The sequence below is a fragment of the Arthrobacter sp. 260 genome, from assembly GCF_013116745.1.
GTDB lineage: Bacteria > Actinomycetota > Actinomycetes > Actinomycetales > Micrococcaceae > Arthrobacter_D.
The window spans coordinates 105,639-129,523 of record NZ_JABFOE010000006.1; the positions used below are offsets into that span (position 1 = coordinate 105,639).

The following is a 23,885-nucleotide window of genomic DNA, read 5'->3' on the forward strand; positions in this document are numbered from 1 at the left end:
TCAACTACTATACAAATCGGTTGGCGGCTGGGAATCCCCACCTGAGAACAGGTGGGGCAGCAACAGGCCGAGCAGCAGCACGGCGAGCGCGAGCGACACGATGCTGAGGATCGCGTTCAACCCCGACCACGGCTGAAACTGGCTCCCCGGCAAGCCAACGGTGAGCGAGAGAATATGCCCGGCGATGGTCGACACGGCGACGATCGCCAGCCCAAACCGGGACTCGAAGCAGTTGTCGCGCAACAACTTGGCGCTTCCCAGCACACAGAAGAGGGCGGCCAGAAACAGCAGCACCGACAGGTACGGGGCGTCCCCCAGGTACAGGACACCGGCGATCGCCTGCGCTGTCCCCAAGAGCAGGGCTATCGCCGTGACCACAGGTGCCCGGAAGATGACCAACACTAGAAGTCCCTGTCCAGGGAGCCGGACTCGGTGATTGGCGCGTTGGATGCCCGGGCACCGCTGAGGTCCGTGACCAGGCCGCTCGGGGTCCAGACCATGGAAGCCGTGGTGCTGACCGTCCGGACGCGGTTGCTGCTGCTGGCCGCCGGGCCGAGGGCGACCGTCACCACCGTGACGGGCACGCCGTTGATGGTTGCCGTGCTCGCGGTCATGGTGGCCGCGAAGGATGCGGTGTTGTTGCTCCGAACGTAGTTCTGCCGCAGGTTCACCGAACCCAGGTTGACCACCGCACCGTTACGCAATACGTCGACGGTGTCGCCGTTACTTCCAAGGCCCAGCAGGTTACCGTCCCGTGCCCGGAGGGTGACTCCCAGGGCTGACCCGTTCCACCCCGAAACGATTGACCCGAGGTTGACCCGGTCGTTGTAAATGAAGGTCATCGTGTCGCCAGCTTCGATGCGGCCGGGGGTGCTGCCCCCATTGGCCGACTGGATGTCCAGGCCGCGCAGCGGGGTGTTGTCCACACGGCGGGCGGTCACCGTCGCCGAGATGCTCTCCCTTGCTGCCTTATCGACCATGACGGCCCGGAAGTCGTAGAGACCGTCGGCCACGGCGGCACTGTTCCAGGTGCAGGTGAACGGCGAGGCGTTCAATGTGCACACGGTGGTCCAGGCGGTGGTTCCTGCGGGAGCAACCTGGATCCGCACCGACGCGACTCCGGCGCTGGAGGCCGCGTTGGCGGTGAGCGGCACCGAGCCGCTGATCACTGCCGCCGGGTCCTCCAGCGAGACCGAGGCGACAACATTGTTGATCACCCGGTTGGCAATCGTGGCCGACGTCCTGGTGTTGCCGGCGTTGTCCGTGGCGATGGCCCGGAAGCTGTAGGTGCCGTCAGCTATTTTGGTGGAGTCGTACCGGCAGGAGAACGGCTCCTCGGCAACGGTGCACAGCGTGATCCAGGTGGAGCTGCCGTTGGCGGCGTGCTGAAGCGTGACTTCCTCAACACCTGAGTGGGCGTCAGTGGCGGTGGCGGTGAAGGTGCGGACGCCGCTCAGCGGGGAGCCGGGGTCGGTCATTGTCACGGTGGGAGCGAGGTTGTCGACTACTACCCCTTCGATGATGGCCGAGGTTGTGGTGGTGCCGTTGGCGGTGGCCACGGCGCGCAGGTCGTAGAAGTCGTTGGCGAAGCCGGTGGTGTTCCAGGTGCAGGAGGCTGCGGAGCAGAGGGTCTTCCAGCTTCCCGAGTCCGCCACCGCGTATTCGATGCGCACGGCGTAGCTGGTGGAGCCGGCGTTGCCGAGGGTGACGGTCAGCGGGACCGAGCCGCGGACTGCTTCCCCTGGATCGGAGAGGCTCACCGTGATGGCGTTGGCGATCGTGGTGGTGGCGACGGCTGACGTCGTCGTGTAGTCCGCCTTATCGGTGGCGATCGCACGGAGGCTGTAGGAGCCGTCCGGACGCGGCGTGGTGTCCCACGCGCACGAGTACGGTGCGGTGCTGGCGGTGCAGATGTTGGTCCAGGTGCTGGTGCTCGGGGCGAGGTACTGGATGGCGACGGTGGCGATGCCGGTTTCGGCGTCGGCCGCGGTGGCGGTGACGGTCGCCGTTCCCCTGAGGGGTGAGCCCGGGTTGGTGAGGGTGACCGTGGGCGGGGTCCAGTCGACGGCGGCGCTGACGGTTCCGGTGTTGGTGGTTTTCGAGGTAAACGCGGCGGTGGAAAACGTGGGAGTGTCGACGGCGATGAGCGCGACGATGAGCGCCAGCAGGGCGATCAACGTGCGTACTTTCATGGCCAGCTTCCGGTAGGGGTTTGCCTTCCCCTCAACTGTAGAAAGCCGCCGTCAACAGGGATGCAACAGGCGGTGGTGACATTTCCACAATTGGGTAACAGAGCGCGCTGGCTTGCCGGCTAGTGCCAGTTAAGTGAAAGAGTGCCCTCCCCGAACGGTGGGAGGGCACTCTTTGATCTGGGGCGGCGCTAGCCTGCGACCGGCACGGGCCCGGGCTGGGCCGTTGCGTTCCGGGGTTCGCTGAGCACCCGGGTCACTTCGACCACGCTCATCAGGGCGATCAGAGCGGCTGGGACGCCGATGATCAGCATCCGCAGGTCCTTGTCCGCCAGGGCAATGAATGCCCAGCCCACGTGGGGCACGGCCACGTCGACGCGGGCCTGGGTGGGAGCCGTGAGTTGGAAGGTCCAGGAATCTGCGGCGGAGTTCGCGTCGCCGTGCGTGCGGAACACCGGACCGGTCGCCGATGCGGTGATGGATTCGATGCGGTGGGTGACCAGCTCGCTGATGCCGGAGTCCGCGGGCGGCATGTAGGTGATGATGTCGCCGACCGCCAGATCGTCCACTGGCACCACCTGCGCCAGGACCACCGCGCCGCGTTCGAAGGTTCCGGACATGGAGCCCCCGGTGATGACATACCGTTCCAGGCCCAGCAGTCCCGGCAGCAGCACGACGCCGGCGAGAAGGAAGGTGGCGATAGCGGCGAGAGTTGTCGCTATCGCCCCTGCCTTGCGGAGCGGGCTGCGGCGTCGTGCTGCTGAGCTCATGGGGTGTCTTTCGGGCTGGTTGGTTGTCAGGGGGGCTGGTGGGGTGCGGTGACGGTCAGGTGCTCGTCACCGCACCCGGTTTAGGGGGTGTTACTGGTTGGTGGCGGCGGCCGTGGTCTGGATTGCGTCCCAGGTGTAGGTAGCGGTGGCGGTCTTGCCCTGCTCCTCGTTGCCTGCCGACTGCGCCAGGTTGGTGCTGAAGGTGAAGGTGCGGGCCTCGCCCGGCGCGAAGGTGCCCAGGTTGGCTGAGCCGAGCTCACCGAAGGTGCCGGAGTAGATGGGGGCAGTGGCGCCCTGCTGGGTGACGACGAGTTTCAGGTTGGACTTGGTGCTGAACCCGTTGGTTGCTGCTTCCCTCAGGGAGAAGGTGGAGGCCAGGGAGCCGCTGTTGGTGATGGTGACGGTGCCGTTGAGGGTGTCGCCGGGCTTGACGTTGCTCAGGTTGAAGATGGCGGCGTTGGCCTTGGAGTTGCTCTGCGTCATGGTGCCGGAGGTGTAGGCGTTGGAAGTGTTGACGCTGGTGGAGACAAAGTCTGCACCCGAGCCGGCGACCAGGGCGGTGGCGGCGAACAGCGCAGCGATCGGAAGCAGCAGGCGCCGGCTGCGGGAGAAGGTCTTCTTCTCTTCGCTAGGACGGGTAACGGGCTGGGCTTCGGCGGTGGCGTTCATGGGTGCTCCTGAGACTGAGTAACGCTGCGGTTTCTTATGTCCACAACGTTATTCAGCCGCCTGGAACAGGCTGGCAACGGGAACTGCTCAGAAGCTCCACGGGTAGGGAACAGTCGAAGCCATCGAACGCCGAAGGCAACAGAGTGGCAACTTAGTCGGTTGGTGGAGACTGGATGTTCAAGGCCGCCAGCACCGCTGCCGCGTCCACCGGCTAGCTGACAAGCCGCTGCAGCGCCTTCACGACACTGCCGATTCCAGCCTCTGACAGGTCGCCCAACGGGACGTTTGGCCGCCGTGCGCAGTTCGATGTTCTCAGGAGATCGGCGACGCCGCTGACTTCCGGGATCAGCGCGAGTTCATCGAGAAGGGCTTCAAATCGGGAGCTGGCCTCCTCATCCTGAGCCAAGATGGGTGGTGCCTTTGTAAAACTAAACTCCACAGATGAGGAGCGACCTCGGTAGTGGTAGAGGTAAACCGTTCCAAGTTCTCCAAGTTCCCCACGTATTATCCGCAACCCGCTGGCTGGCACCTCTGACTTCACTCCGATCGGGGATCCGACGAATGGAATGTCCACATCCGCTGCTGAACGGACCAGAAGATCAAACCTGCCCAAGTTCTCCCTGTCGTTTACCTTGATCCAACTGCGTTGTTGTTCAAGGGTCCACGTGACGGTGGATCGTTCTGCGGCAGATACCTTTGCCTCGGCTAGTTCAAGACCGTAGGTACGCGGTATCAGGATTTCGACCCCTGATCCGTGGTGTCGAACGTACTCGACGGCGATAACCGAAGTACTTGGACCGGACATCGCGTTGAGATACTCCACCATCCGCTTTAGCCCGGGGTTGATCGCGTCCACTGCCAGCACAACGCTAAACCGGCCGGACTGGAGATTCTTCTCGACGGCATCTCTTAGGCCCGTCCAGATCGGACTGATGCTGGCTTCGAGGGACGTCCCCATGCGGGACTTCCACCGACTCTCGAACTCGTCGATCGGCATGTTGAAGAATCCAGATGCATAGTCGAATAGCTGTCCGACGATCTCCCTGCGGATCTGGGGGTTGGATGCCAGCTTGCATTCAACGAGCGTCAACGAGCCATCCGGACTGACCACGACGACATCTGCTGGGCCGGCACCGGACTGGAATTCGGTGCAGGCAACTGCGCCGGCCTCGACGCCGGGAATGAGCTGTGGGTGATCCGCGAGGATCTGCTGCAACTCCGCCTCGCGGCCGAATCCATGTTCTATTGGCTCGACCCAGCGGCCCCCTGTCGCACGAACCAGGATTTCGCTCATTTGGGCTCCAATCTCGTCAACACTGACGAATGAACTAGCAAATACCGTACTGAGAAAATCGATCAGTGGGGTTTCGCAGGAAATTAGATAATTTCTATTGCATCCGCTGCGCGAGATCGCTCATGGGCCCAAAGTGCGTGGTCAAGGGTGGTCGCACTGACATTGAGTTCTTCCGAGGCCCCCAGTACCAATCCTCGCGCCTCGACCGAGGACAGTTTCCTACCGACTGCCCTGCTTGCTGCGGCGACAATCCATTTATCTGCCTTCACCCCTGGCTTTCCCAAGAGCATTCCGAAATACTCCCAAGTCACCCACCCGAGTCCATGCACTGAGGTATATGCCTTCTTCTGTTTAGGATCGAGCGGGTCCACGTCTGATGCATCCGTCACTCCCGCTTCGACAAGATTGCCCGCAGCTTCAACAATGGCCGAGGCCTTCGTCCGGCCACTCGTGACTTGATTGTTCAGAACCCTCGACATTAGTTCGTGATCCATCCCGGAGAGGCGAGTCAGATCATCGGTGTGGTCTCCTCCAATGTGGCTCCTATAGCGGTTCACCGCACCCCTCACACCGTTTTCCGGGGAACCATAGGAAGCGCGAATAGAGAGGACCGCATCTATCAGAGCCGCTTCAATTTCCCCCGGATATCCACCCGGCCAAGGCTTCCAGTTTTCTCTTGGCAACTCCTTCCTAATCATCTCAAGAAGGAGTTCAACCTCATTTGTGTTCTGAGTGATATTCATCCGGTCATGATATGACGGGTCTCTGACAATTTGGGGCCCGGCCTCCAAACTTAGAGGGTATTTTATTCAGCATCCCCGAACGGAGACTGAATGTTCAGCACCGCAAGCACCGCTGCGGCGTCGACCGGCCGGTTCGGACTGAACCCGGTGAGCTGCTCAAACCGCGCCAGCCGGTTCAGCACCGTATTGCGGTGGCAGAAGAGCTCCTTGGCCGTATCGGACACTGAGCCGGACGCGAAATAGGACTGCAGCGTCTCGATTAGTCGCTCCCGCTCATGGCTAGATATAGCCGACAGCGGACCCAACACCGTATCCGCCAGAACCGGACCAAACTCCCCCAGCTGGGCTGCCGCCACATGGCCCCACGTTTCCCTGACGGTCCGCCTGCCCGAGGACTCCTGAGTAACCGCGGGCACAGCCTGCAGAGCGATCCGCAGCATCAGGGGCACCTCGGCCAGCGATCGGGCTGGCGGCGCGAGGAAGCAGTCCAGCTGGTCCAGCCACGGCCGGGTCCCTGTGGGTTCCTTTCCCGCCCGCGCTGGCAGGTCTTCCAGGATAAGAATGAGCGCTCCGTCGCGCTCGTGAAGGAATTGCCCGACGCCGGCCGCCGCGGCCCGCTCCCGGAATGCCTTCTGCGCGTGGCTGGCGGCGACCGCCACGATGAACCGACTCTCGGCGTCGACCCCAAGCGCCCGCGCGGCCTGACCCAGCAGCTGGGGGTCCTTCCCATCCGAGGTGAGCAACCTCGACAGCAGGAACGCTCGCTGCTGCTCCTTCGCCTGCGCCATACTGGCCAGCTCGTCCAGGTAACCGGCGTGCACCCGAATGGTGTGGAACTCCACCGCTTCCCACACCCGCACCGCGTCCTGGGTGAAATCCGGCAACGACGCTGCAGGGACCTTTTCCAGCATCGCCACCCACAGGAGGCGAAAATCCATCCGGACCGCCTTCAACAGCGACTCGAGCGGAACGCCCTGCTGCGCACGACGGTGACCCAGTGCCTCGGAAATGCCAGCTAGACGGTCCGGTAGCGGCAACTCCCCCACCAGCCGCAGCAACAGCTCCAGGGACGCCACAGCTGTTTCGCGCAGATCCTTGTCATCGACGGTGGATCCGGCATACCCCTCGATCTGCTGCACATCGAGCAGGAACTGGTCGGTAATGCTGTCGATATCGGCCATGCAATCGGCGACGACGTCGGACACGACCGAACGAACGGGTTCGTTTCTGGGCGTATAGGGCTCTCCGTTGGGCATCTGCCCAGTGTAGCCTTCCGCCCGATGGTGTTCACCCATTGTTTATCGAAGTGATCCAGACCACCATTAAAGGTGCCGCCGTTGTCAGCCGGCACCCACCCCCAAACCCCTTGGATGTTCATGCTCGATTTGAAGCTCGTCAACGCCAGCCTGTTCACACTGGCCGAAGCTGCCCCTACGGCCACCGCGATGGGCGTGCTCAATGGCCGCATCGTCGGCTTCGACGAAGACATCACAGCACTCCCCGCCCGCCGGACGCTCGACTGCGCTGGCGCCGTCGTCGTCCCCGGGTTTGGCGATTCACACAACCACATGGCGTGGTTTGGGCAATCGCTCACCGAACTGGACCTCAGCGGCTGCACGACCCTCGACGAGCTCTACGCCGCGGTCACCGAGTTCGCTGAAGGGCTCGACGACGACGCCTGGGTAGTCGGCTCCGGCTACGACGACACCGTGCTCGGCGCCCACCCGCACCGGAACGACCTCGACGCCGCTGCCCCCGGCCGCGCTGTGTGGCTCAAACACCGGTCCGGCCACATGTGCGTGGTGAACACATTGGTGCTGGATCGCGCCGGGGTCCTCGACCGCTCGGTGTCCACTCCCGAGGGCGGCACCGTGGTCGTCGGTGACTCCGGCCCCACCGGCCTCCTGGAGGAGCAGGCCCAGAAACTGGTAACCGCCCTGGTGGTCCCCTACCCCATCGTCGACCTGGCCGACGCGATCGGCGCGGCGAACGCCATCTACGCATCCGAGGGTCTCACTCACGTCATCGAGGCGGGCATCGGATCCGGCTGGATCGGCCGCAGCCCGGTGGAACTTGCCGCCTATACCGAAGCCCGCCGCCGCGGCACCCTCACCACCCGGGTGCAGCTGATGTCCGCGAGCGACGCCCTCCACCCGCTGGAGTCCGCCGACGACGACGGCATCAACTTCGGTTTGGACCTAGGCATCACCACCGGCTTCGGCGACGACCATCTCCGGCTGGGCGCAATGAAAATCTTCGTCGACGGATCCCTCATTGGCAGGACGGCGGCCGTCACCGAGGCGTTCTGCGACCACAACCATTCCACCGGCAGCTTCCAGCTCTCCATCGACGAGCTGACCCAGCGCATCATCAACGCCCACGTCTCCGGCTGGACCGTGGCCGCGCACGCGATCGGGGATGCCGCCGTCGACGTCGCCCTCGACGCCTTCGAGGTGGCTCAGAACGAACGCCCGCGTAAAGACGTCCGGCACCGGATTGAGCACGCCGGGATCGTCCGGCCGGACCAGCTGGCCCGGTTCGCGACCCTGAACGTCACCCCCGTCCCGCAGCCGCACTTCCTCTACGAGGTGGGAGACACGATGGCTGCGGCCGTCGGCGTCGACCGTGAACCGTGGGTCTACCGGCACCGCTCCTTTCTGGACCAGGGCGTGCGCGTGCCCGGTAGCTCGGACCGACCGGTGGCGTCCGGCGCCCCGCTGCTCGGCATGCAGTCGATGGTGCTGCGGCAGACCTCCGGCGGAAAGGTGCTTGGTCCCGAGGAACGGGTCGACGCCGATACCGCACTCCGCGCCTACACCGTTGACACCGCGTGGATGGCCGGCGACGAAGCCCACCGCGGCACTCTGGAAACCGGGAAGCTTGCCGACTTCGTGATGCTCTCCGCCCATCCCGCCGACGTCGCCCCCGAGCAGATCGGCGCCATCACCGTGCTGGCCACGGTGATCGACGGCGTCGGCGTCTTCGGCCAGGACTACCTCGACACCCTTGAGACTTCACCAACCGTCCATTCGCAAGAGCACGTTCCCACCACGCAGAAGCAGGAAGTTTGAGCATGCAACCACATGAGGCAACCCAGGAAGAGAAGCCGGACATTCCGGTAGTCAGCGGCAAGGACGCGGGCAAGATTGCCCGCGCCGCCTTCGTTGGTACCGCACTGGAATGGTACGACTACTTCCTGTTCGGCACCGCGGCAGCGATCGTGTTCAACCGGCTGTTCTTCACCGAGCTCGATGCAACGGCGGCGACCCTCGCGGCGTTCGCAACCTTCGGCGTCGGCTTCGCCGCCCGTCCGATCGGTGCGGTGCTCTTCGGGTACATCGGCGACCGGGTGGGCCGCAGACCGGCCCTCTTGATCACCATCGTGATGATCGGTGTGGCCACCGGCCTGATCGGGTTCCTGCCGGACTTCGGCAGCATCGGCCTCGCGGCACCCATCATGCTGGCGGTCCTGCGGCTGATGCAGGGCCTCGCCGTCGGTGGCGAGTGGGGCGGTGCCATGACGATCGCCGTCGAGCACGCCCCAATCGAGAAGCGCGGTCGGTACGCGGCGCTGGTGCAGGTCGGTTCGCCGGTGGGCACGCTGATGTCGTCGGGCGCGTTTGCCCTGGTGCTGCTGCTGCCCTCCGAGGCGTTCGACGCCTGGGGCTGGCGCCTGCCGTTCCTGGCCGCGTTCCCGCTGCTGCTCATCGCCCTGTACATCAGGTTGCAGGTCGAGGAATCCCCGATCTTCCGTGAACTGGTCAAGCTCGAAGAGCGCGCCAAGATCCCCGCCGTCGACGTGTTCAAGCAGGCCTGGGGCCGGCTGCTCGTCGCTATCGCCGCTGCGTTCCTGGGCGTCGGCGGGTTCTACGTGATGACCACCTTTGTGATCAGCTACGGCACCACCACCCTGGGCATGGACCGCCAGCTGATGGTGAACGCCACCCTGGTGGCCGCCGTCGTGCAGATCGGCGTCGTCCTGCTGGTTGGCCGGATCAGCGAGAAGGTTGGACCGGGTCGGATGACCTTCTTCGGCGGATTGGCGACGGCGGCGGGCGCGTTTCCGCTGTTCTGGATGATCGATACCCGCAACCCTGCGGCGATCATCCTTGCCGTGACCATCGGTATTGCCCTGGTCTCCCTGGCGTACGCCGTCACCGGCGCGCTGCTCACCGAGCTGTTCCCACCGCACCTGCGGTACAGCGGCGTGGCCCTGGGCTACAACCTGGCCGGCGCTTTGAGCGGGTTCCTGCCGCTGATCGCTGTGGCGCTGCTGGGTGCCACTGGCGGCGGCTCGTGGACCGCGTCACTGCTGCTGATCGTGGTGTCGCTGATTACGGCGGCCGGCGGGTTCTTCGGTGAGAAGCTCCGTGTCAAAGACAAAGCGATTGTGCAGTAGTCATGTTGCCTCCAGACATCACGAAACGGATTACCGACGCCGTCGACGCCGCCTTCGACCGTCAGCTCGAGTTCACCGCCGAGCTGGTGCGGCACCCATCGCTCCGGGCCGAGGAAGCCGGCGCGCAGGACCTGATGTTCGCGCAGATGGAAGCCCGCGGGCTCGCTATGGACCGCTGGCAGCTGGACGAAGAAACCCTGTCCTCGCACATCGGCTACGGGCCGACGACCGTCGCGTTCGAGGACCTTACCAACGTGGTCGGCACGTACACGCCTGCGGCGCCGGCCATAGGTCGGTCGCTGATCCTCAACGGGCACATCGATGTCGTCCCCTCCGGGCCGGAAGACACCTGGTCGCGGAGTCCGTGGGACGCCGAGATCAAGGACGGCTGGATGTACGGACGGGGGTCCGGCGATATGAAGGCCGGGCTGGCCGCTAACCTGTTCGCATTCGATGCCCTGCGGGCGGCCGGGCTGGCTCCGGCGGCGGTTATCCACATGCAGTCGGTGGTGGAGGAAGAGTGCACGGGCAACGGATCGCTGGCTGCCCTGCAGCGCGGGTACACGGCGGAGGCCGTGGTCATCCCGGAGCCGGAAGAGAACATGCTGGTGCGAGCCAACGTGGGAGTGATCTGGTTCAAGGTGCGGGTCTCCGGGAAGCCTACCCATGTGCGGGAGATGGCGACCGGGTTCAACGCGATCGACGCCGCGTACACGGTGATGGGCGATCTGCGGGAGCTGCAGGACAAGTGGAATGCCGACAAAGGCAGTCATAGGTACTTCGAGGACCTGGATCATCCGATCAACTTCAACATCGGGATGATCTCGGGCGGTGACTGGCCGTCGAGCGTGCCGTCGTGGTGCGAGTTCGATGTGCGGGCGGCGCTGTATCCGGGGGTAACGGCTGCCGATGCGTGGTCGCAGATCGAGGCTTGCCTGCGGGACTCGACATCCGGTGCTGAGGTGTCGGCGGTTCGGAGCGGCTTCTTCTCGGAAGGCTACGTGCTGGAGGAAGGGTCCGACGCCGAGGGGGTCCTGGCGGCGTCGCATCAGGAGGTGTTCGGGTCGGCCCTGGAGTCGTTCACGACGCCGGGCTACCTGGATGGCCGGGTGTTCACCCTGTACGGCGGAATTCCCGCGCTGGTCTACGGGCCGGTATCGGAGGCGATCCACGGGTTCGACGAGCGCGTGCACGTCGAGTCGGTCCGGAAGGTCACGAAGACGATCGCCTTGTTCATCGCAGAGTGGTGCGGAGTGACTGAGACCCAATAGGGCTTTGAGTACAAAGAAGGGGACGTCCAGCCGGACGTCCTTTTCTTTGTGTCTGTGTACTACTGCGGGTCGAGTTCGCCCTCGCACAAGCTCCGCACGACGTCGGTCAGGACGTGAAGGCCGGTGACGATGTCCTGGTCGGTGGTGTACTCGTGTTCGTTGTGGGAGATGCCTTCGACCGAGGGGACGAAGAGCATGACGGTCGGAACGATGTCCTTCATGTTGGTGGAATCGTGGCCGGCCAGGGTCTTCACCCGCGCATGACTGACGCCGCGGTTAGCTGTAATCTTCTCCGCGAGGGCGACCCCCTCCTCTTGGTAGGGCGTGACCGGCCAGCAGTGGGAGCCGACCTTCTCGATCTTGGCCTGAGCGGAACGTTCGATCTCCTCGATGCGTTCGTGCAGCATTCGGTCTGCTTCCTGGAGCAGAGCTTCATCGGCTGAACGCAGATCCAACAAGAGGTTGACGCGGGAGGGAACGACGACGGGCGAGTTGGGGTAAACGTTCAGCTGACCCACTGAAGTGTGGACGGCCCCGTCGGGGAAGTGGTCGGCGATCTCCCGTGCAGCGACGACGAGCAAAGAAGCGCCGAGGAGGGCGTCATGACGGTCAGCGATGACCGTGGAGCCTGTGTGTGCCTGCTCTCCGTGGACAACGAATTCGTATTTGTTGGCGGCCCAGTTGGAGTCGACGACGCCGATAGCGATGCCGTCACGTTCCATGCTGCGGCCCTGCTCGATGTGGATCTCTGCGCAGTAAGCTGCCTGCGGACCGGTGCCTTCGCCGAGTGCGTTGGTCGATATTAGTGCCTCCCGGACGGTGATACCACCGGGGTCGGTGCTATCCAGTGCAACGTCGGGGGTCATTTTGCCGGTGTAGACGGAACTTCCCATCATCGACGGTTTGAATCGGGATCCTTCTTCGTTGAACCAGTTCACGACTGCGAGGTTGTAGCGGGGGGTGACGCCGCTGGCTTGCCATTCGGCTGCGAGGCGGAACGCGGCGTGTGCTGCGGCGAGGACGCCATAGGCTCCGTCGTAGCGCCCGGCCGTAGGCTGGGAATCGAGGTGAGAACCGACGACGACGTAGGGCTTGCCAGCTTCGAGTTCCAGCAGGCCAAACTGATTGCCGATCTGATCGAAGCTGACTGTGAATCCGTCCTTCGTCAAAAGCTGAGTGAACCAGGCACGCTGTTCCCCATCTGCTGTCGATCCGGCCTGCCGATCGACTCCTCCACCGTCGGTGGCTCCAAAAGTGCTCAGCGTGGCGAAGTCCTTAAGGAACGAGGCGTCTGCCCCATCGAACCGGGAGGGGTCGGTTTCGGGTACGGCACCATTGCGCATCTAGCAGATCCTTTAACTGATTGGTAATTTCTCCAATCATCGCAGCGGCCCGTGCCATCAGCATTAGCCCGAAACAACTGGTTCCCTGTCGCTCGTTGTGCCCCTGCACACTTTCTGAGTGATCCACCTGTGCCCGATCCGATTCCCCAATTGTGGAATTGCTAGACCAGCGGCCAACCATGCTTTCAATAACGCCATAGAATCCGTTCAGTAGCGGTCAGCGATGAGGCTGTTGATCATCGCGCGCTGGATGTCGACCCAAAGACGCAGACACGCCCCCTGCATAGGGCGGTCTAGTTTTCCGGCCCCCACCAACAATGTTCTAGGTGCACCCATGACGTATTATGCACAAGCATCTTCGCCCGATAAGATCGACCATCATGAACAGAGACGAGATCCGTGTGCTCGATCTGTTCGCCGGTGCTGGCGGGCTGACGGCCGGGTTTCACGCAGCCTCTCGAAAATTTAGAACCGTTGCAGCCGTGGAGATGGACCCAGCCGCTGCCGCAACCTATGAGGCCTCCTTCGGGCGCGGGATCATGCACACCGGCACGATACAAGGGTGGCTGGCCTCGGCCGCTATGCCAGACGGAATCGACATCCTTGTGGGAGGGCCGCCCTGTCAAGGTTTCTCGACGCTTGGAAAACAGCAGATCCAAGACGAACGGAATTCGTTGTGGAAACAGTACGCCAGGACTTTACTCAAGGTTCGGCCGAAGTTCTTTGTGGTGGAGAATGTCGCTGCATTTGAAAAATCTCCTCAATTTGGACACTTCAAACTGTCCACGACGCCCCGGGGCATACTCAGAGAGTACGCATTCGAACACCGCGTTCTAAATTCAGCGGACTTCGGAGCCCCTCAAACACGCAAACGGACAGTCGTGATCGGACACCACCGTGATCTTGAATTCCCCGGGTTCCCAGAGCCTACACACGCACGCGCAGGGGATTCAGGACTGAATCCTTGGGAGACCGTTGCGAACGTATTCTCGGGAGTTCCCATAAACCCCGATATGGACCATCTCCTGTCCGAGCGCATGCGCGAAAGGCAGGGCCAGCCTTACGCTGGCCCTTTCTCGCCTCGTGAACTTCACTGGAGTCGCAGTTATCGAGAGATTTCTCTCAGCCGATTCGCCGCGATCCCCGCAGGTGGAAACCGCTTTAATCTGCCGGACAACCTTAAGGCTGAGTGTTGGCGTAGACACACATCTGGGTCTGGGGATGTCATGGGCAGGCTGCATGCCGATCGTCCATCAGTCACCGTCCGCACGGAGTTCTTCAAACCAGAGAAGGGCCGATACCTGCACCCCAGTGCGGATCGTGCGATCACCCACTACGAGGCTGCACTGCTCCAGGGCTTTCCCGAAAGCCATCGCTTCCTTGGCTCGAGAACATCCATAGCGCGTCAGATTGGAAACGCCGTGCCAATCCCACTAGGCAAAGCGATCGCTCAACAACTGGCGAGCAAAATGTGAACTGTAAACCATAGGGACGAAGAACATGGACTAGTGTCCATTACGCATTCCGCTCGATAAGAAATACCCGAGTGCGTCCGTGACCCTGAGTGAAACGAGCCGTATCGAATTGGTTCGGTCGCACATACCATACTTGGGAGAACTTCAGAGCACTGCTGGCAGCCGCCAACGCGACCGCATGAAGTTTCGATCCCGTTAAACCAACTTCATAGTTAAAATTCTCCAGTGCATAAAACTCTTCATACGTTTCGCGAGCTGTGACCAACACATCTTCAGGGTTATTGCTGGATACTTCTCGGGCTCGAGAAGAATGGAAATCTTTAGCAGCGACTCGTGCCGCGAGGCGGGCCAGATCATCTCTCGGGGTCTTTCCAGAAGGGATCATAATTTCCACATGGTCATAGTCCCTCTCTTCTAATAGTGAGAACAACCGTTCATGTTTCGCGGAGCTTGAAGCAAGCAGTACTCTTCTACGCCCATCATCAACTTCTCCATCGTGTAACGGCACGAAGTGATACGGCCTAAGCTCGCCAGTCAGTATGTCATGACATGCTTCAAGCTTCGCGTAATCATCATCGAGCGTCGAATCCAATCTAGCAGCCACATCCTCGTTTAGAGGGTAATAGCGTTCGGCCTCCGTGTAAACGACAAGGACTCGCCCGTCCCGCCTAAGCAGTTGCCGCAATGCATCGTATAGAAAAGTCTTCGACAGACCAGTGACATCGACTAGCGCTATGCCGTCATGGACTGATGGTGTGAGTTCAAATCGGCGGTCGCTCGCGATAGGTCTGACAGTACAACCACTTTCGTCCAACAAAGCCCTGGTTTCTGATCCAAAGCCATCAAGCGGATAGGTGACAGTGATCGCGATATCCGGGGTGAAGGCGTTTAGTAGCCGCTGCGTAGACACAAAAGTTCGCTCCTCGAACCCCTGTGCTGTTACGAGGGTGTGCGGTTTAAGCTCCGCAATCTGATCGAGATCCAGTTCTAGGATCGAGGGGAAAGGAATCGGCGCACGGAATGAAGCCTCGACAATGGATTCGGTATCAGACTCTGGAGACTCAGTTGGATCTTCGATGATGGTGTCGAACAGCATGGGATCCAAAAAGGACTCCGCAGTCGAGGCAGAAGAGAGATTCGAGAGCATCGGTGAAAGTACATATTCATCGTCTTCTTGAACAGTCTCACTTTTCGACGCAAGGTTGCGCTTTAAAAGGTTGCTTGATTCCCTTGGATTATCCAACCAATCGATAAGACTCTGCCCCGACAGTTCGAAACGATCGCGCTGTGAAAGCCCGATTGCATTTGAGAGGCCCAACAATTTTCGGAAGGTGAGTGTGTATTGAGCGACTGGGTCGGAATCCCTGGTTTTAGTTCGAGGCGTATCCGGGCCACCGGTAAGTACAAAAACACCAGCGTCCATTAATTCTCGCAATTGTTGTAGCTGACGATCGGTATCGCCAGCGGTTACCCGAACGTAGACGCTTGCATAATCACGCAAGCGGGAAGGATTACGACGCGCTGACTGTATCAGAAGGTCGTGGGATGCCTTCGCGAAACCATCAGCGAAAAGCTTTAGTCGACCTGCACGTCGACTGAGCTGGTAAAGTCTTCGCGAGCAGAATTCTTGGAAAGCACTCGATTGGAATTTTGCCGCAACCGGCACTGCTTCGACTCTCCCTGCCTTGGAAAGAATCAATTCGTAGATCGAGATCACGTCGCCAATATCCCCGACGCATACGGCTGCGAGCGCACTCATCCCGAAATAGACATTCTTACGGTCCGGCGAGGAATTAGAGCTCGAAGCGATCCCCCGGGCGATATCTACCAAAGGCTGGTCACCCATAACCTCGCTTGGCGACCAATGAGGGTGGGACCCCGTGAGGTTCGCGCGCTGTTGAAGTACTTTAGCAACGAAGTCGCGCCCTGCACGACCCTGTGAATCGCGTAGTTTCGCGTAAATTGCGGAGGCCAAGTCGAAATTATCGTAATCCCGTCCGCTTCTTGCGGTTTCAATAAGCCCGGGCGATTTCAGCACCAGCTCGAGCGTCTGTGCTTCCGTGGTGATCTTGAAGGCACAATTCTCATTTACGAACATGAGGCTCGACAGAAGCCGTCGGATTGACTCTTCGTTCAGGTGACGTGTCGATACATCGTCGAGAAGGAAAAGCACCCGGGCTCCATCCCATACCTCCGCGCACTCTGTAACCGCCGCAGCGAGGCTGGGCATCGCAATCGCAGGGTGAGCGGTGAGTTGATATGCTTCCTCACCACTTTCGAGCGAGCGAAGCATCTCGTGAATTTTCCGTTCGAGAACATGGATGTTGTCTCCAGCATCAACCCCTGAACTCGTTACAAGCGAGGAGATAAGGGAGGCAATTGGTCGGGGGGCCACAGGACTTACTGCACCACGGCCTCCTACTTCTGCCAAATGGCGTAAAGCTTGAAGTGCCTCTCTCGCATAGCAAAGGAACAGGCGTGTGTTCGGCTCGTGGAGTGGGCCGTCAGGCTTTCCTAAGCCATCCAGCAAGCGATTGCACGAGACATACAAGCCGATGTAGCCGTCTGCGCGCAGCGCGTGAAGCACAACCTCGCCCTGCTTCAGTTCATCGATATCGCCCCCAGCCATGCTTGCACGCGCGTGAAACTGTAGCGCGCGAAGCAACATGGTCTTGCCGCAGCCTCGCATTCCCGTAATCACTAGGGGGCCCGATGATTCAATACGACTCTGCCATTCACCATCTGGGTCGACCAGAAGTCGAGGAACGAACCATGGCCGCATAGTCTGTGCGTTGAAGGAATCACCGAATCGTGTGAGCCCGTCGCTAGGCTTCCTCCAGGGCGAGGACGCCGTGATAAACGCCAATCTGATGCTGGAAATCAAATCCGGATAATTCGGATTACGCTGAGTAATGTTGTCCGGCTTGAGCAAGTTGGCGATGTCGTTGAGCGCCAAGGCGAGCCTGAATTCAAGATCAGGCGACGCCATAGGATCAGGCATCACCTGCAAGGCAAGACGCATCAGGTGTTCGGTCACCTGGTGACTGTCCGCTTTCTGCGAATTCTCATCACTGCGGCTGGAGTCCAGCACAGAGCCCAAGTCGACTGCCACTGCCCGCGTGAACGGATCAATGGCGTCTCCCCTCTCGCGCTCAGGCGGCAGGCTTTCAACCAGAATATTGCCGCTGTGCAGGTCATTATGAAACACCTGCTTATTCTCAAGTTCCTGGAGCAGTCTCAGTAGGTCAACGGCTATCTGGGCAGTACGAGTGGCAGAGAGTGAATCCGCATGCTCGAGGACAGACCTTAGGGATTGCCCATCAACGTAGTCAAGCACTGCGACATGACAGGGCAACGTCTCAGATTCACCCTGGAAAAGCACGTCGGCGTCGAACGCATCGCGAATATCTACCAAATGCTGGGTGCCGTCAGCGACTTCCATATGCTGGCGACACTCTTCGACGAAGTCCTTGCCTCGCAGTTCATAGATCGATCGCGGTATAACCTTCAGACACACCTTCTGGCCGAGTACGCCCTGTCTCGCAACGTATGTCGAGCTATAGTAGCCTCGGTCAATTGACTGGACGATTTCGAAGTTTGACAGACCTGAAATAGGGGGGTTCGAGAGAGGATACCCCATAGTTCTACGGCAATCATCGCAGGGGTCTTCGAGCGACAAGTCGTGGTAGCCCAGCTTTGGGTGCCAAAAGCAAGTTAGATTGGTCATGGCCTCACAACCTCCAATATTTGGTTAGGCACCGCTGACGGTACCGCACCAACAGTAAACGCTTTAGATTCAAATTCGCCGACTACATGATCATTATCGTTTGACCGGATCTCTAAAATAGCCTCACCTCGTCTAACTCGAAGCCCGGGTGGGCAAAGGAGGCGGACGCCAACCTGGTCCGGGTACCGGGCGACATGGCCGTCCGATCTTGTCGCCGCAGTAGCATTTCGTTCAATGACAATCCGCCTTATACTTGACAAATCGTAGGTAACGAAGCCCTCAGATTTTGAATAGATTTTCCTTCTCTTTTCTTCGGCTACCGACTCTACTCGTCGTTGAAGGTTCCCGATAGAAGAGCCCTGAGCGTGAAGAAGGCCTTCCGTAGACGCGAGCATTCCACTCCCTCCATTCTTCCGCGAGACCAACTTCACAGAAGGGGCCTGTGCCGTCACAATGGAGGCGATTTCCTCGCACATCTCAGCATGGGTTTTCAGCCATGGGTCCCGCACCTCCCCGGTCACTACCATCCAGTAAGCCGTCAAAGCCTCCCCTCTCCCTATATAAGGCTGGTACGGTACAGTCGCGTCTGTTATCACCACTACTGGGCTTAGCCCAAGCTCCAGCGCGACACCGCAGTAGATTTCTGAGTTTTCACGAGCCTGACCTAGTTGGCTCCCAAAATTCCCAAATCGCGCTATTCGTGCTTCAAGACCAGCCAATCGCACGCCTGCGGCCACTTTCTTCGCTAGCAGGCTTGCAATTGCGAGGGCAGGGACCGCTTGCGTTCCACTCTGCTGACGTAACCGGAACAATGCAGCATCCGCGGGGGCCCATGTCTCATCAGCGACAACATGTGCGTAATGGGCTTGCTTGAGCGTTCTCTCGAATTCGCGTTTAGATAGGCTGGTCTTGTAATTCGGGACGGTGCCGAGAACGTCGATCCCACCGGCCGGTCGACCAACAACCCCTATTTTCGGCACGTCGAGACCCGCGTCAATAAGGTGTAACGGGCAGAGAAGTGTTGCAAGTGAGCTCGGTCCGCCAGTTGACGCGACGTCCGCACAGTTCGCGCCTTTAGTCCTGCAGTGTCCGGATTTGGCGAGGAGGAATGCCAATTCAGCGATCAGCGACACGTTCGTCCCCTCGCTCAGTATCCTGGTATAGAGGTCAAAAACCGGGGCTGATACCACGGCACTACTTATCGTCATGAGCTGATCTCATCAGAATATCCAAGAAATAGCCATGCCAACCTGGTCTGCTGAAATCTGACATGCGCATGGATCGCTCAGCAGGACTAAAATCATTATCCAATCCCATATGACCCGATCTACACCTAATTTGCAGTTAGGAGAGGCTGGGGAGTCGCCCCGCCCTAATCGCTGGGATTTAGTACATGGAAAGTCACAGCGACGTCTCGCCGGTTCCACTTCTGAACAACTTGAGTAGCGCAGGCTCAAGAAGTCAGCCCGTGTGCTCTAGACGGTCAATAGAAAGAGCACCGAGCGACTGTCATTGCACATCTCGGGAGCAGATAAACCAGCTCACTCGATCTGGAAGGGGATCTATACGCTGCAGGGCATCCAGTCGATCGCTACATGCGCGAGATTGAACTCCTGCGGCGCGGCGCTACCTTAGAGACCGTGATGGTGATCTGATGGGCGGCCCGGTGGAAGAGTCACTCACCCGCAGGCCTAGTTGGTGCGGCGCGCTTCGGATTTGCATAGAAACCGACGATCCCGCCAGGCGCCGGCGGACCACAAGGCCCACACCACCAGGACCGGCTGAAAGAAGAGTCTGGTGAGACGCGATGCGTCAGTATCCAAGCCGAATGCGTCGACGCCGTCGACGTACTGGGCAATGTTGCCCAGGAAGACGGCCACGAAAAGCGCCGCGACGATCCACCCAATGGGGACCCGCCAGCGTGGGAGGAAAACGAGCGCAGCGCTCAGGACTACTTCGGTGATGCCTTACGTGACAACCACAAAAGTCTGTGTCGAGCGGCATCCACGCGGGAACCTGGGCCGCGAACTTGACGCGAGCAAATGACACGTAAGCCGTCGCAGCGAAGAGCAGGAAGACGGCCAGCACAATGCGAGCGATGGTCCGGGGCGGGGACAGCGTGGGAAGGTCAAGATTTTCTACCACCCGAGGAAGCCTAGAACCGGCGTCTGACGACCGGGGGCCCCCGGGCGCCGCGATACCCATGCAAGTTACGGGGCGCCGGGGAGCGACTCGTAGACGATGAGGCCTTTGCCCTAGTCGATCGGGCAACTTCAAGTAGTAGGTAAGTATTTCTCGTACCATTTATGCGCTCAGCACACCGGCCATAGCGTCGCGCTCGGCCTATGTAACCCACTGACCGTGGATGGATTTGTCCGAGATCTGACGCAAACATAGGGGCGGCAGTAAGGAGGTGTTCGGCGGCAACCAGGCGGCGTAGCCATCACCCTTTTGGCCGTTGATCAGGCCGTCTGCGGCGTACGTCCAGATTGAGGACGTCGAGTCCCTATCTTGCCGAAAGCGCAAAATCTTGGGAGGCTACGCTGGTTCTCCGTGGATGGTGAAGATTTCGATCTTGCGATTTCCCTTCACCAGCAGATCTCCCTTAGCCGAAGCCAAGGCCCATCCTTCCGGCCAGCCCTCTCCGTGATAGTGACCGCCACATACGCACTCACACTCCACTGGCAGGGACTCCGCGTCTTGGCAGGATTTGGTGCACTTCTCGACTGTGCTGGTCATGATTTGGACTTCACATGCTCCAAACCTGTCAGCCAAATAATTGACTACCGTTTCAATGTGCTTGCTGGACAATTCGTATATCTTCACGTTCCAGTCAAAGTCAACGTGACCTCCACCAATTGCTGCCCTGAGGTCCCCCTCTAAGCCTTCAGTAGGCGGAGTCTGGATGGCGATCTTGGTGTTCTCGGAGTGGAGAGTCTTGAAAACGACTGGAACTGTTGGCCGGGATTTGAATTCAAACATCTTGGGTTCCTTAGTTAGGTTGTTCCGATCTTATTCCTTGTCCAATGCAGAGCTTGGATTGATTCGAGCTCACATTCAACTCGTCGACTGCCTGCCTAGCTACCGGGACGCGGTGCTGCTCCTTCAGTTCCTCGGTCGCATAGCTCATTCTATGTGCGGTACGGACGTGTTCAGGTGGTGTGACTGTGCGGCAGCGCTGAGCCGAATTCGGCAGCGCTACAGCTGAATCAAAGGAATGTTCCGCTGCCGCCCCGCTTACGGGCTGGACATCGGGTAAAAGAATGACGACCGGTCAGTGAGAGTTCGGAACAGCAGCAAGGGCACAAGTTTTCAGGCCCTGCCCAGCCTAAGCTGTCAGGTGCGAGAACTTCTCGTTATGGTGTCTTTCCACGTGTTAATGCACTACCGTGACCATCATCGATTGAACGGGAGGGAAAGTATGGCCGAGGCACAGACTCATAAGCATTGGTGCGCTGACCACAAGAGCGATTACGAGGACTCCTGCTTCACCCAGGTTGTCCTATATGACAATAACGAGGATGAGGCGACTCAACCGGCAAAAGGATCACTTGCTGCTCAGTTCCAGGCAATGGGTGGTTCGAAAGACATCGCTTGGGTTCAGTTTGTCGCAAGCCACGACGTTGAGGAAGACGACCAGCCGTTAACGGACCTTCAATTCTTCACGGCTTGGGATTACGAGGCTCTGGGCAATCTCCACTTAAGCATTGTGGGGTTGAGGGAGCTTCATTCGAACCTCGGTGATGTGCTGAAACGGATCTCCTAACTCCCTGCGCCTAACGAGATCGCAGATTGGATCCTCCGAGACCTGTTGCCGGCGATGATCTTCCCGGAGTCGCTGCCTACTGATCCGAAGGCCTCCCTTGCGTAAACATCGGCTCATTCATCTCCGCGAATATAGGTCACTCCAAAAGCACGTACTTGCCGGAACTCCTGGCGGCTAGTGCCGAAGTCTAACCAGCCACCGTCGGACTTCTGGAAGATGTCGAGGCCGCGGCCGAGGTTGATCCGCCAACCGGTGTCGGTTCGGATCCAGCGGTCATGGCCGCCGGGATCCTTCGCCACATTAACCTTGATGCCTTGCTGAGCAGCTCCCTGAACGATGTCGTTGAGCATGTGGAGTTGCTTCGTCTGATACTCGGGGTCTTGGTCGAGCACTGTGAAGAGGTTGAAGGCGACCTCGTCTGCCGGGTCTTTTGCCGCGGCGATGAGTGCGAGTAGCTCGACGAGGTTGCGGCCTTGGTGTCCCATACGAATGTACGGGTCGTGGAGCTCGATCTCCGTTGCGTCTCGAAGGTAGGGCATGAGCAGCTTCTCGTAGGAGACACCCCGCTGGTTGTCCAAGAAGTCCCGTTGTCCTCGGAACAGTTCCGCCTGAAGGGAGCCGGCCGCGGGTGCGGGAAGCGATGATAATGGCCCCGCAGAGACTACCTGCACGTCCGACTCGGCTAATGTCCCACCAGCCGGATTAGTCGAGCGGCGACGATGGTAGTGCGTCGGGTATTCGTCTTCTTCAAGCGTCGTCACCGCTGACCAGCCACCGCCGAGTGAATCATAGCCGAAGTTCACTTCCGCCATAGTGGCGTCGATCCGGAGGATCTGGTCCTTGACACGCTTCCGCCCTTCGATTGCGAAGCGCAGCACCTCTTCGACCTCTGCGGTGGTCGCCTGGTCATGCGGGTAGAGCAGCTTCATCAGCCCAGAGAACGTCTTATGGATGCCGTCGCGATCACGTGTCGAGATGTCGGATCCGAGCGTGAAGTGCTTGTGGTAGCGGTCGGAGTAGTCGAGATTACGCATCGACCTGAGGACCTCGGCGATGTAGTCGACGACGAACCCGTATCCGGCGGAGAACATCTCGCTGCGGATCGTGTCTACTTCCCATCCGGGGATATAGAAGTGCAACCGGTCGAGGTAGGCAGGGTCATGGTAGCTATCGGGCAGTTCGTCGAAGAGGTCGGAGTGTTTGAGCATGTAGGGCACGGTGTGGGAGGTATTGCCGACGAAGACCATTGATGCCTCGGCGCCAAGCGTCTCCACACCGCGGGAGAACGATTTGTTCGCCATGTAGTTCTTCATGATGTCGACCAGCGCCTTATCGGTGCGCTTCTTCTTGCCGGCAAACTCATCGAATGCGACGACGTCCCAGTACCCGACGAGGCCGAGGCGACCGTTTGCGTTATTCACGAACAGTTTTGGCACGGTCACCTCTCCACCCGAGATGAGCATGCCGTGCGGCGAGAACTCGGAGTAGATGTGTGACTTTCCGGTGCCCTTGGGGCCCAGCTCTACGAGGTTGTAGTTTCGCTCCACGAACGGGATCAGACGCACCAACTGCAGCAGTTTGCCCCGGCGCCCGAACTTGTTGGGGTTGAATCCGATCGACTGGATCAGCAGGTCGATCCACTCATCGGTCGTGAACTTCGCGCGTGCGTCGAGATACCCGTCGTAGTCGAAGTTCGACATCTGAATCGGTTTGAGAGAACCAAGAACCCAGGGCGACACACGATTATCTTCGGTGTGAAAGTACTCGACGTCGCACAGGCACCACACGCCTCCTACAAGCAGCTTCTGGTGGGCGTTCACCGTGGCCGAATCCACGACCACGCTGCTGATCCCAAGGTTCGCGAAGGACGCGTGGTAGACGTCGTCCTTCTCGTTGAGAGTGACGCTGACCTTGTCGATGACCCGGTAACGCCCGCGCTCTTTGATCTTCGACTTCACCAGCTCGGACTCGTTACGGTGCACGTAGTGCTGAGCGAGGATGTCACGTACCTTGTCGATACCCGCCTGGATCGTGGCCTCGTCGTCCGATGCCGCATACTGGCCGAGCAGATACTCCAGCACGTACGAAGGCACGATCGCATTGCCCCTGACCGCTTTGATCAGGTCTTTCCGGACCACGGCCCCTGCAAAGTGTTCGTTGATCTTGCGATCCAATTCGCTCGTCGCGCCGCCTTCGGAGGCTTCGGTGTCAATGGTGTCCTCGCGCGCCACCTGGGTCA

Annotated in this window: 18 protein-coding genes; 5 read left to right on the forward strand and 13 right to left on the reverse strand. The window is 60.1% G+C overall.

Features of this window, described 5'->3' with window-relative positions; translation table 11 throughout:
- From HMI57_RS08815 to HMI57_RS08845, 7 genes are all read right to left on the reverse strand, one after another.
- Positions 1-402 carry a hypothetical protein gene (locus tag HMI57_RS08815; RefSeq protein WP_171585579.1) on the reverse strand — a complete coding sequence of 134 codons (402 nt, stop codon included), beginning with the start codon at positions 400-402 and terminating at the stop codon, positions 1-3.
- The gene (locus tag HMI57_RS08820) at positions 402-2,192 is read right to left on the reverse strand and encodes an Ig-like domain-containing protein (protein ID WP_171585580.1); all 1,791 of its coding nucleotides are present in this window, start codon (positions 2,190-2,192) and stop codon (positions 402-404) included. The genes HMI57_RS08815 and HMI57_RS08820 overlap by 1 nt, the downstream gene beginning before the upstream one ends.
- 188 nt (positions 2,193-2,380) lie before the next feature.
- Positions 2,381-2,959 carry a signal peptidase I gene (locus HMI57_RS08825; protein ID WP_171585581.1) on the reverse strand — a complete coding sequence of 193 codons (579 nt, stop codon included), beginning with the start codon at positions 2,957-2,959 and terminating at the stop codon, positions 2,381-2,383.
- A gap of 90 nt (positions 2,960-3,049) precedes the next feature.
- Positions 3,050-3,628, reverse strand: a complete 579-nt coding sequence (locus HMI57_RS19360) for a TasA family protein (RefSeq protein ID WP_171585582.1) — start codon at positions 3,626-3,628, stop codon at positions 3,050-3,052.
- A 211-nt stretch (positions 3,629-3,839) separates the two neighbouring features.
- The gene (locus HMI57_RS08835; protein WP_171585583.1) at positions 3,840-4,922 is read right to left on the reverse strand and encodes a hypothetical protein; all 1,083 of its coding nucleotides are present in this window, start codon (positions 4,920-4,922) and stop codon (positions 3,840-3,842) included.
- Positions 4,923-5,005: 83 nt separating this feature from the next.
- On the reverse strand, positions 5,006-5,665 hold the full coding sequence (locus tag HMI57_RS08840) for a hypothetical protein (protein ID WP_171585584.1): 660 nt from the start codon (positions 5,663-5,665) through the stop codon (positions 5,006-5,008).
- Positions 5,666-5,727: 62 nt separating this feature from the next.
- Positions 5,728-6,921 carry a helix-turn-helix domain-containing protein gene (locus tag HMI57_RS08845; protein WP_171585585.1) on the reverse strand — a complete coding sequence of 398 codons (1,194 nt, stop codon included), beginning with the start codon at positions 6,919-6,921 and terminating at the stop codon, positions 5,728-5,730.
- A gap of 120 nt (positions 6,922-7,041) precedes the next feature.
- Here HMI57_RS08845 and HMI57_RS08850 point away from each other — a divergent pair, with 120 nt between their 5' ends.
- Genes HMI57_RS08850 through HMI57_RS08860 form a run of 3 tightly spaced genes read left to right on the forward strand, consistent with a single transcriptional unit; the run spans position 7,042 to position 11,335 of the window.
- Positions 7,042-8,736, forward strand: a complete 1,695-nt coding sequence (locus tag HMI57_RS08850; protein ID WP_171585586.1) for an amidohydrolase — start codon at positions 7,042-7,044, stop codon at positions 8,734-8,736.
- A gap of 2 nt (positions 8,737-8,738) precedes the next feature.
- Positions 8,739-10,064 (forward strand): MFS transporter, encoded by a 1,326-nt coding sequence (locus HMI57_RS08855; RefSeq protein WP_171585587.1) that lies wholly within the window; start codon positions 8,739-8,741, stop codon positions 10,062-10,064.
- Between the two features lie 2 nt (positions 10,065-10,066).
- On the forward strand, positions 10,067-11,335 hold the full coding sequence (locus tag HMI57_RS08860; RefSeq protein WP_171585588.1) for an ArgE/DapE family deacylase: 1,269 nt from the start codon (positions 10,067-10,069) through the stop codon (positions 11,333-11,335).
- 59 nt (positions 11,336-11,394) lie between these two features.
- Here the strand turns inward: HMI57_RS08860 and HMI57_RS08865 are convergent, their stop codons facing one another.
- Complete coding sequence (locus HMI57_RS08865; RefSeq protein WP_171585589.1) at positions 11,395-12,678, reverse strand: M20 family metallo-hydrolase; 1,284 nt, start codon at positions 12,676-12,678, stop codon at positions 11,395-11,397.
- Positions 12,679-13,058: 380 nt separating this feature from the next.
- On the opposite strand from HMI57_RS08865, the gene HMI57_RS08870 reads away from it, so the two are divergent.
- Positions 13,059-14,153 (forward strand): DNA cytosine methyltransferase, encoded by a 1,095-nt coding sequence (locus HMI57_RS08870; RefSeq protein ID WP_171585590.1) that lies wholly within the window; start codon positions 13,059-13,061, stop codon positions 14,151-14,153.
- Between the two features lie 40 nt (positions 14,154-14,193).
- Here the strand turns inward: HMI57_RS08870 and HMI57_RS08875 are convergent, their stop codons facing one another.
- The 4 genes from HMI57_RS08875 to HMI57_RS08890 form a co-directional block, all read right to left on the reverse strand.
- On the reverse strand, positions 14,194-17,880 hold the full coding sequence (locus HMI57_RS08875; protein WP_171585591.1) for a protein kinase: 3,687 nt from the start codon (positions 17,878-17,880) through the stop codon (positions 14,194-14,196).
- A complete protein-coding gene (locus HMI57_RS08880) occupies positions 17,877-19,088 on the reverse strand; it encodes a hypothetical protein (protein ID WP_171585592.1) in 1,212 nt (403 codons plus the stop codon). Before HMI57_RS08880 ends, HMI57_RS08875 begins: the two co-directional genes overlap by 4 nt.
- 483 nt (positions 19,089-19,571) lie before the next feature.
- Positions 19,572-19,760 carry a hypothetical protein gene (locus HMI57_RS19530; RefSeq protein ID WP_346655171.1) on the reverse strand — a complete coding sequence of 63 codons (189 nt, stop codon included), beginning with the start codon at positions 19,758-19,760 and terminating at the stop codon, positions 19,572-19,574.
- Positions 19,761-20,418: 658 nt separating this feature from the next.
- A complete protein-coding gene (locus HMI57_RS08890; protein ID WP_171585593.1) occupies positions 20,419-20,862 on the reverse strand; it encodes a hypothetical protein in 444 nt (147 codons plus the stop codon).
- 439 nt (positions 20,863-21,301) lie between these two features.
- On the opposite strand from HMI57_RS08890, the gene HMI57_RS08895 reads away from it, so the two are divergent.
- On the forward strand, positions 21,302-21,646 hold the full coding sequence (locus HMI57_RS08895) for a hypothetical protein (RefSeq protein WP_171585594.1): 345 nt from the start codon (positions 21,302-21,304) through the stop codon (positions 21,644-21,646).
- Positions 21,647-21,759: 113 nt separating this feature from the next.
- On the opposite strand, the gene brxL is transcribed toward HMI57_RS08895, so the two are convergent.
- A complete protein-coding gene (gene brxL, locus HMI57_RS08900) occupies positions 21,760-23,877 on the reverse strand; it encodes a BREX system Lon protease-like protein BrxL (RefSeq protein WP_346655177.1) in 2,118 nt (705 codons plus the stop codon).
- Positions 23,878-23,885 lie beyond the last annotated feature (8 nt).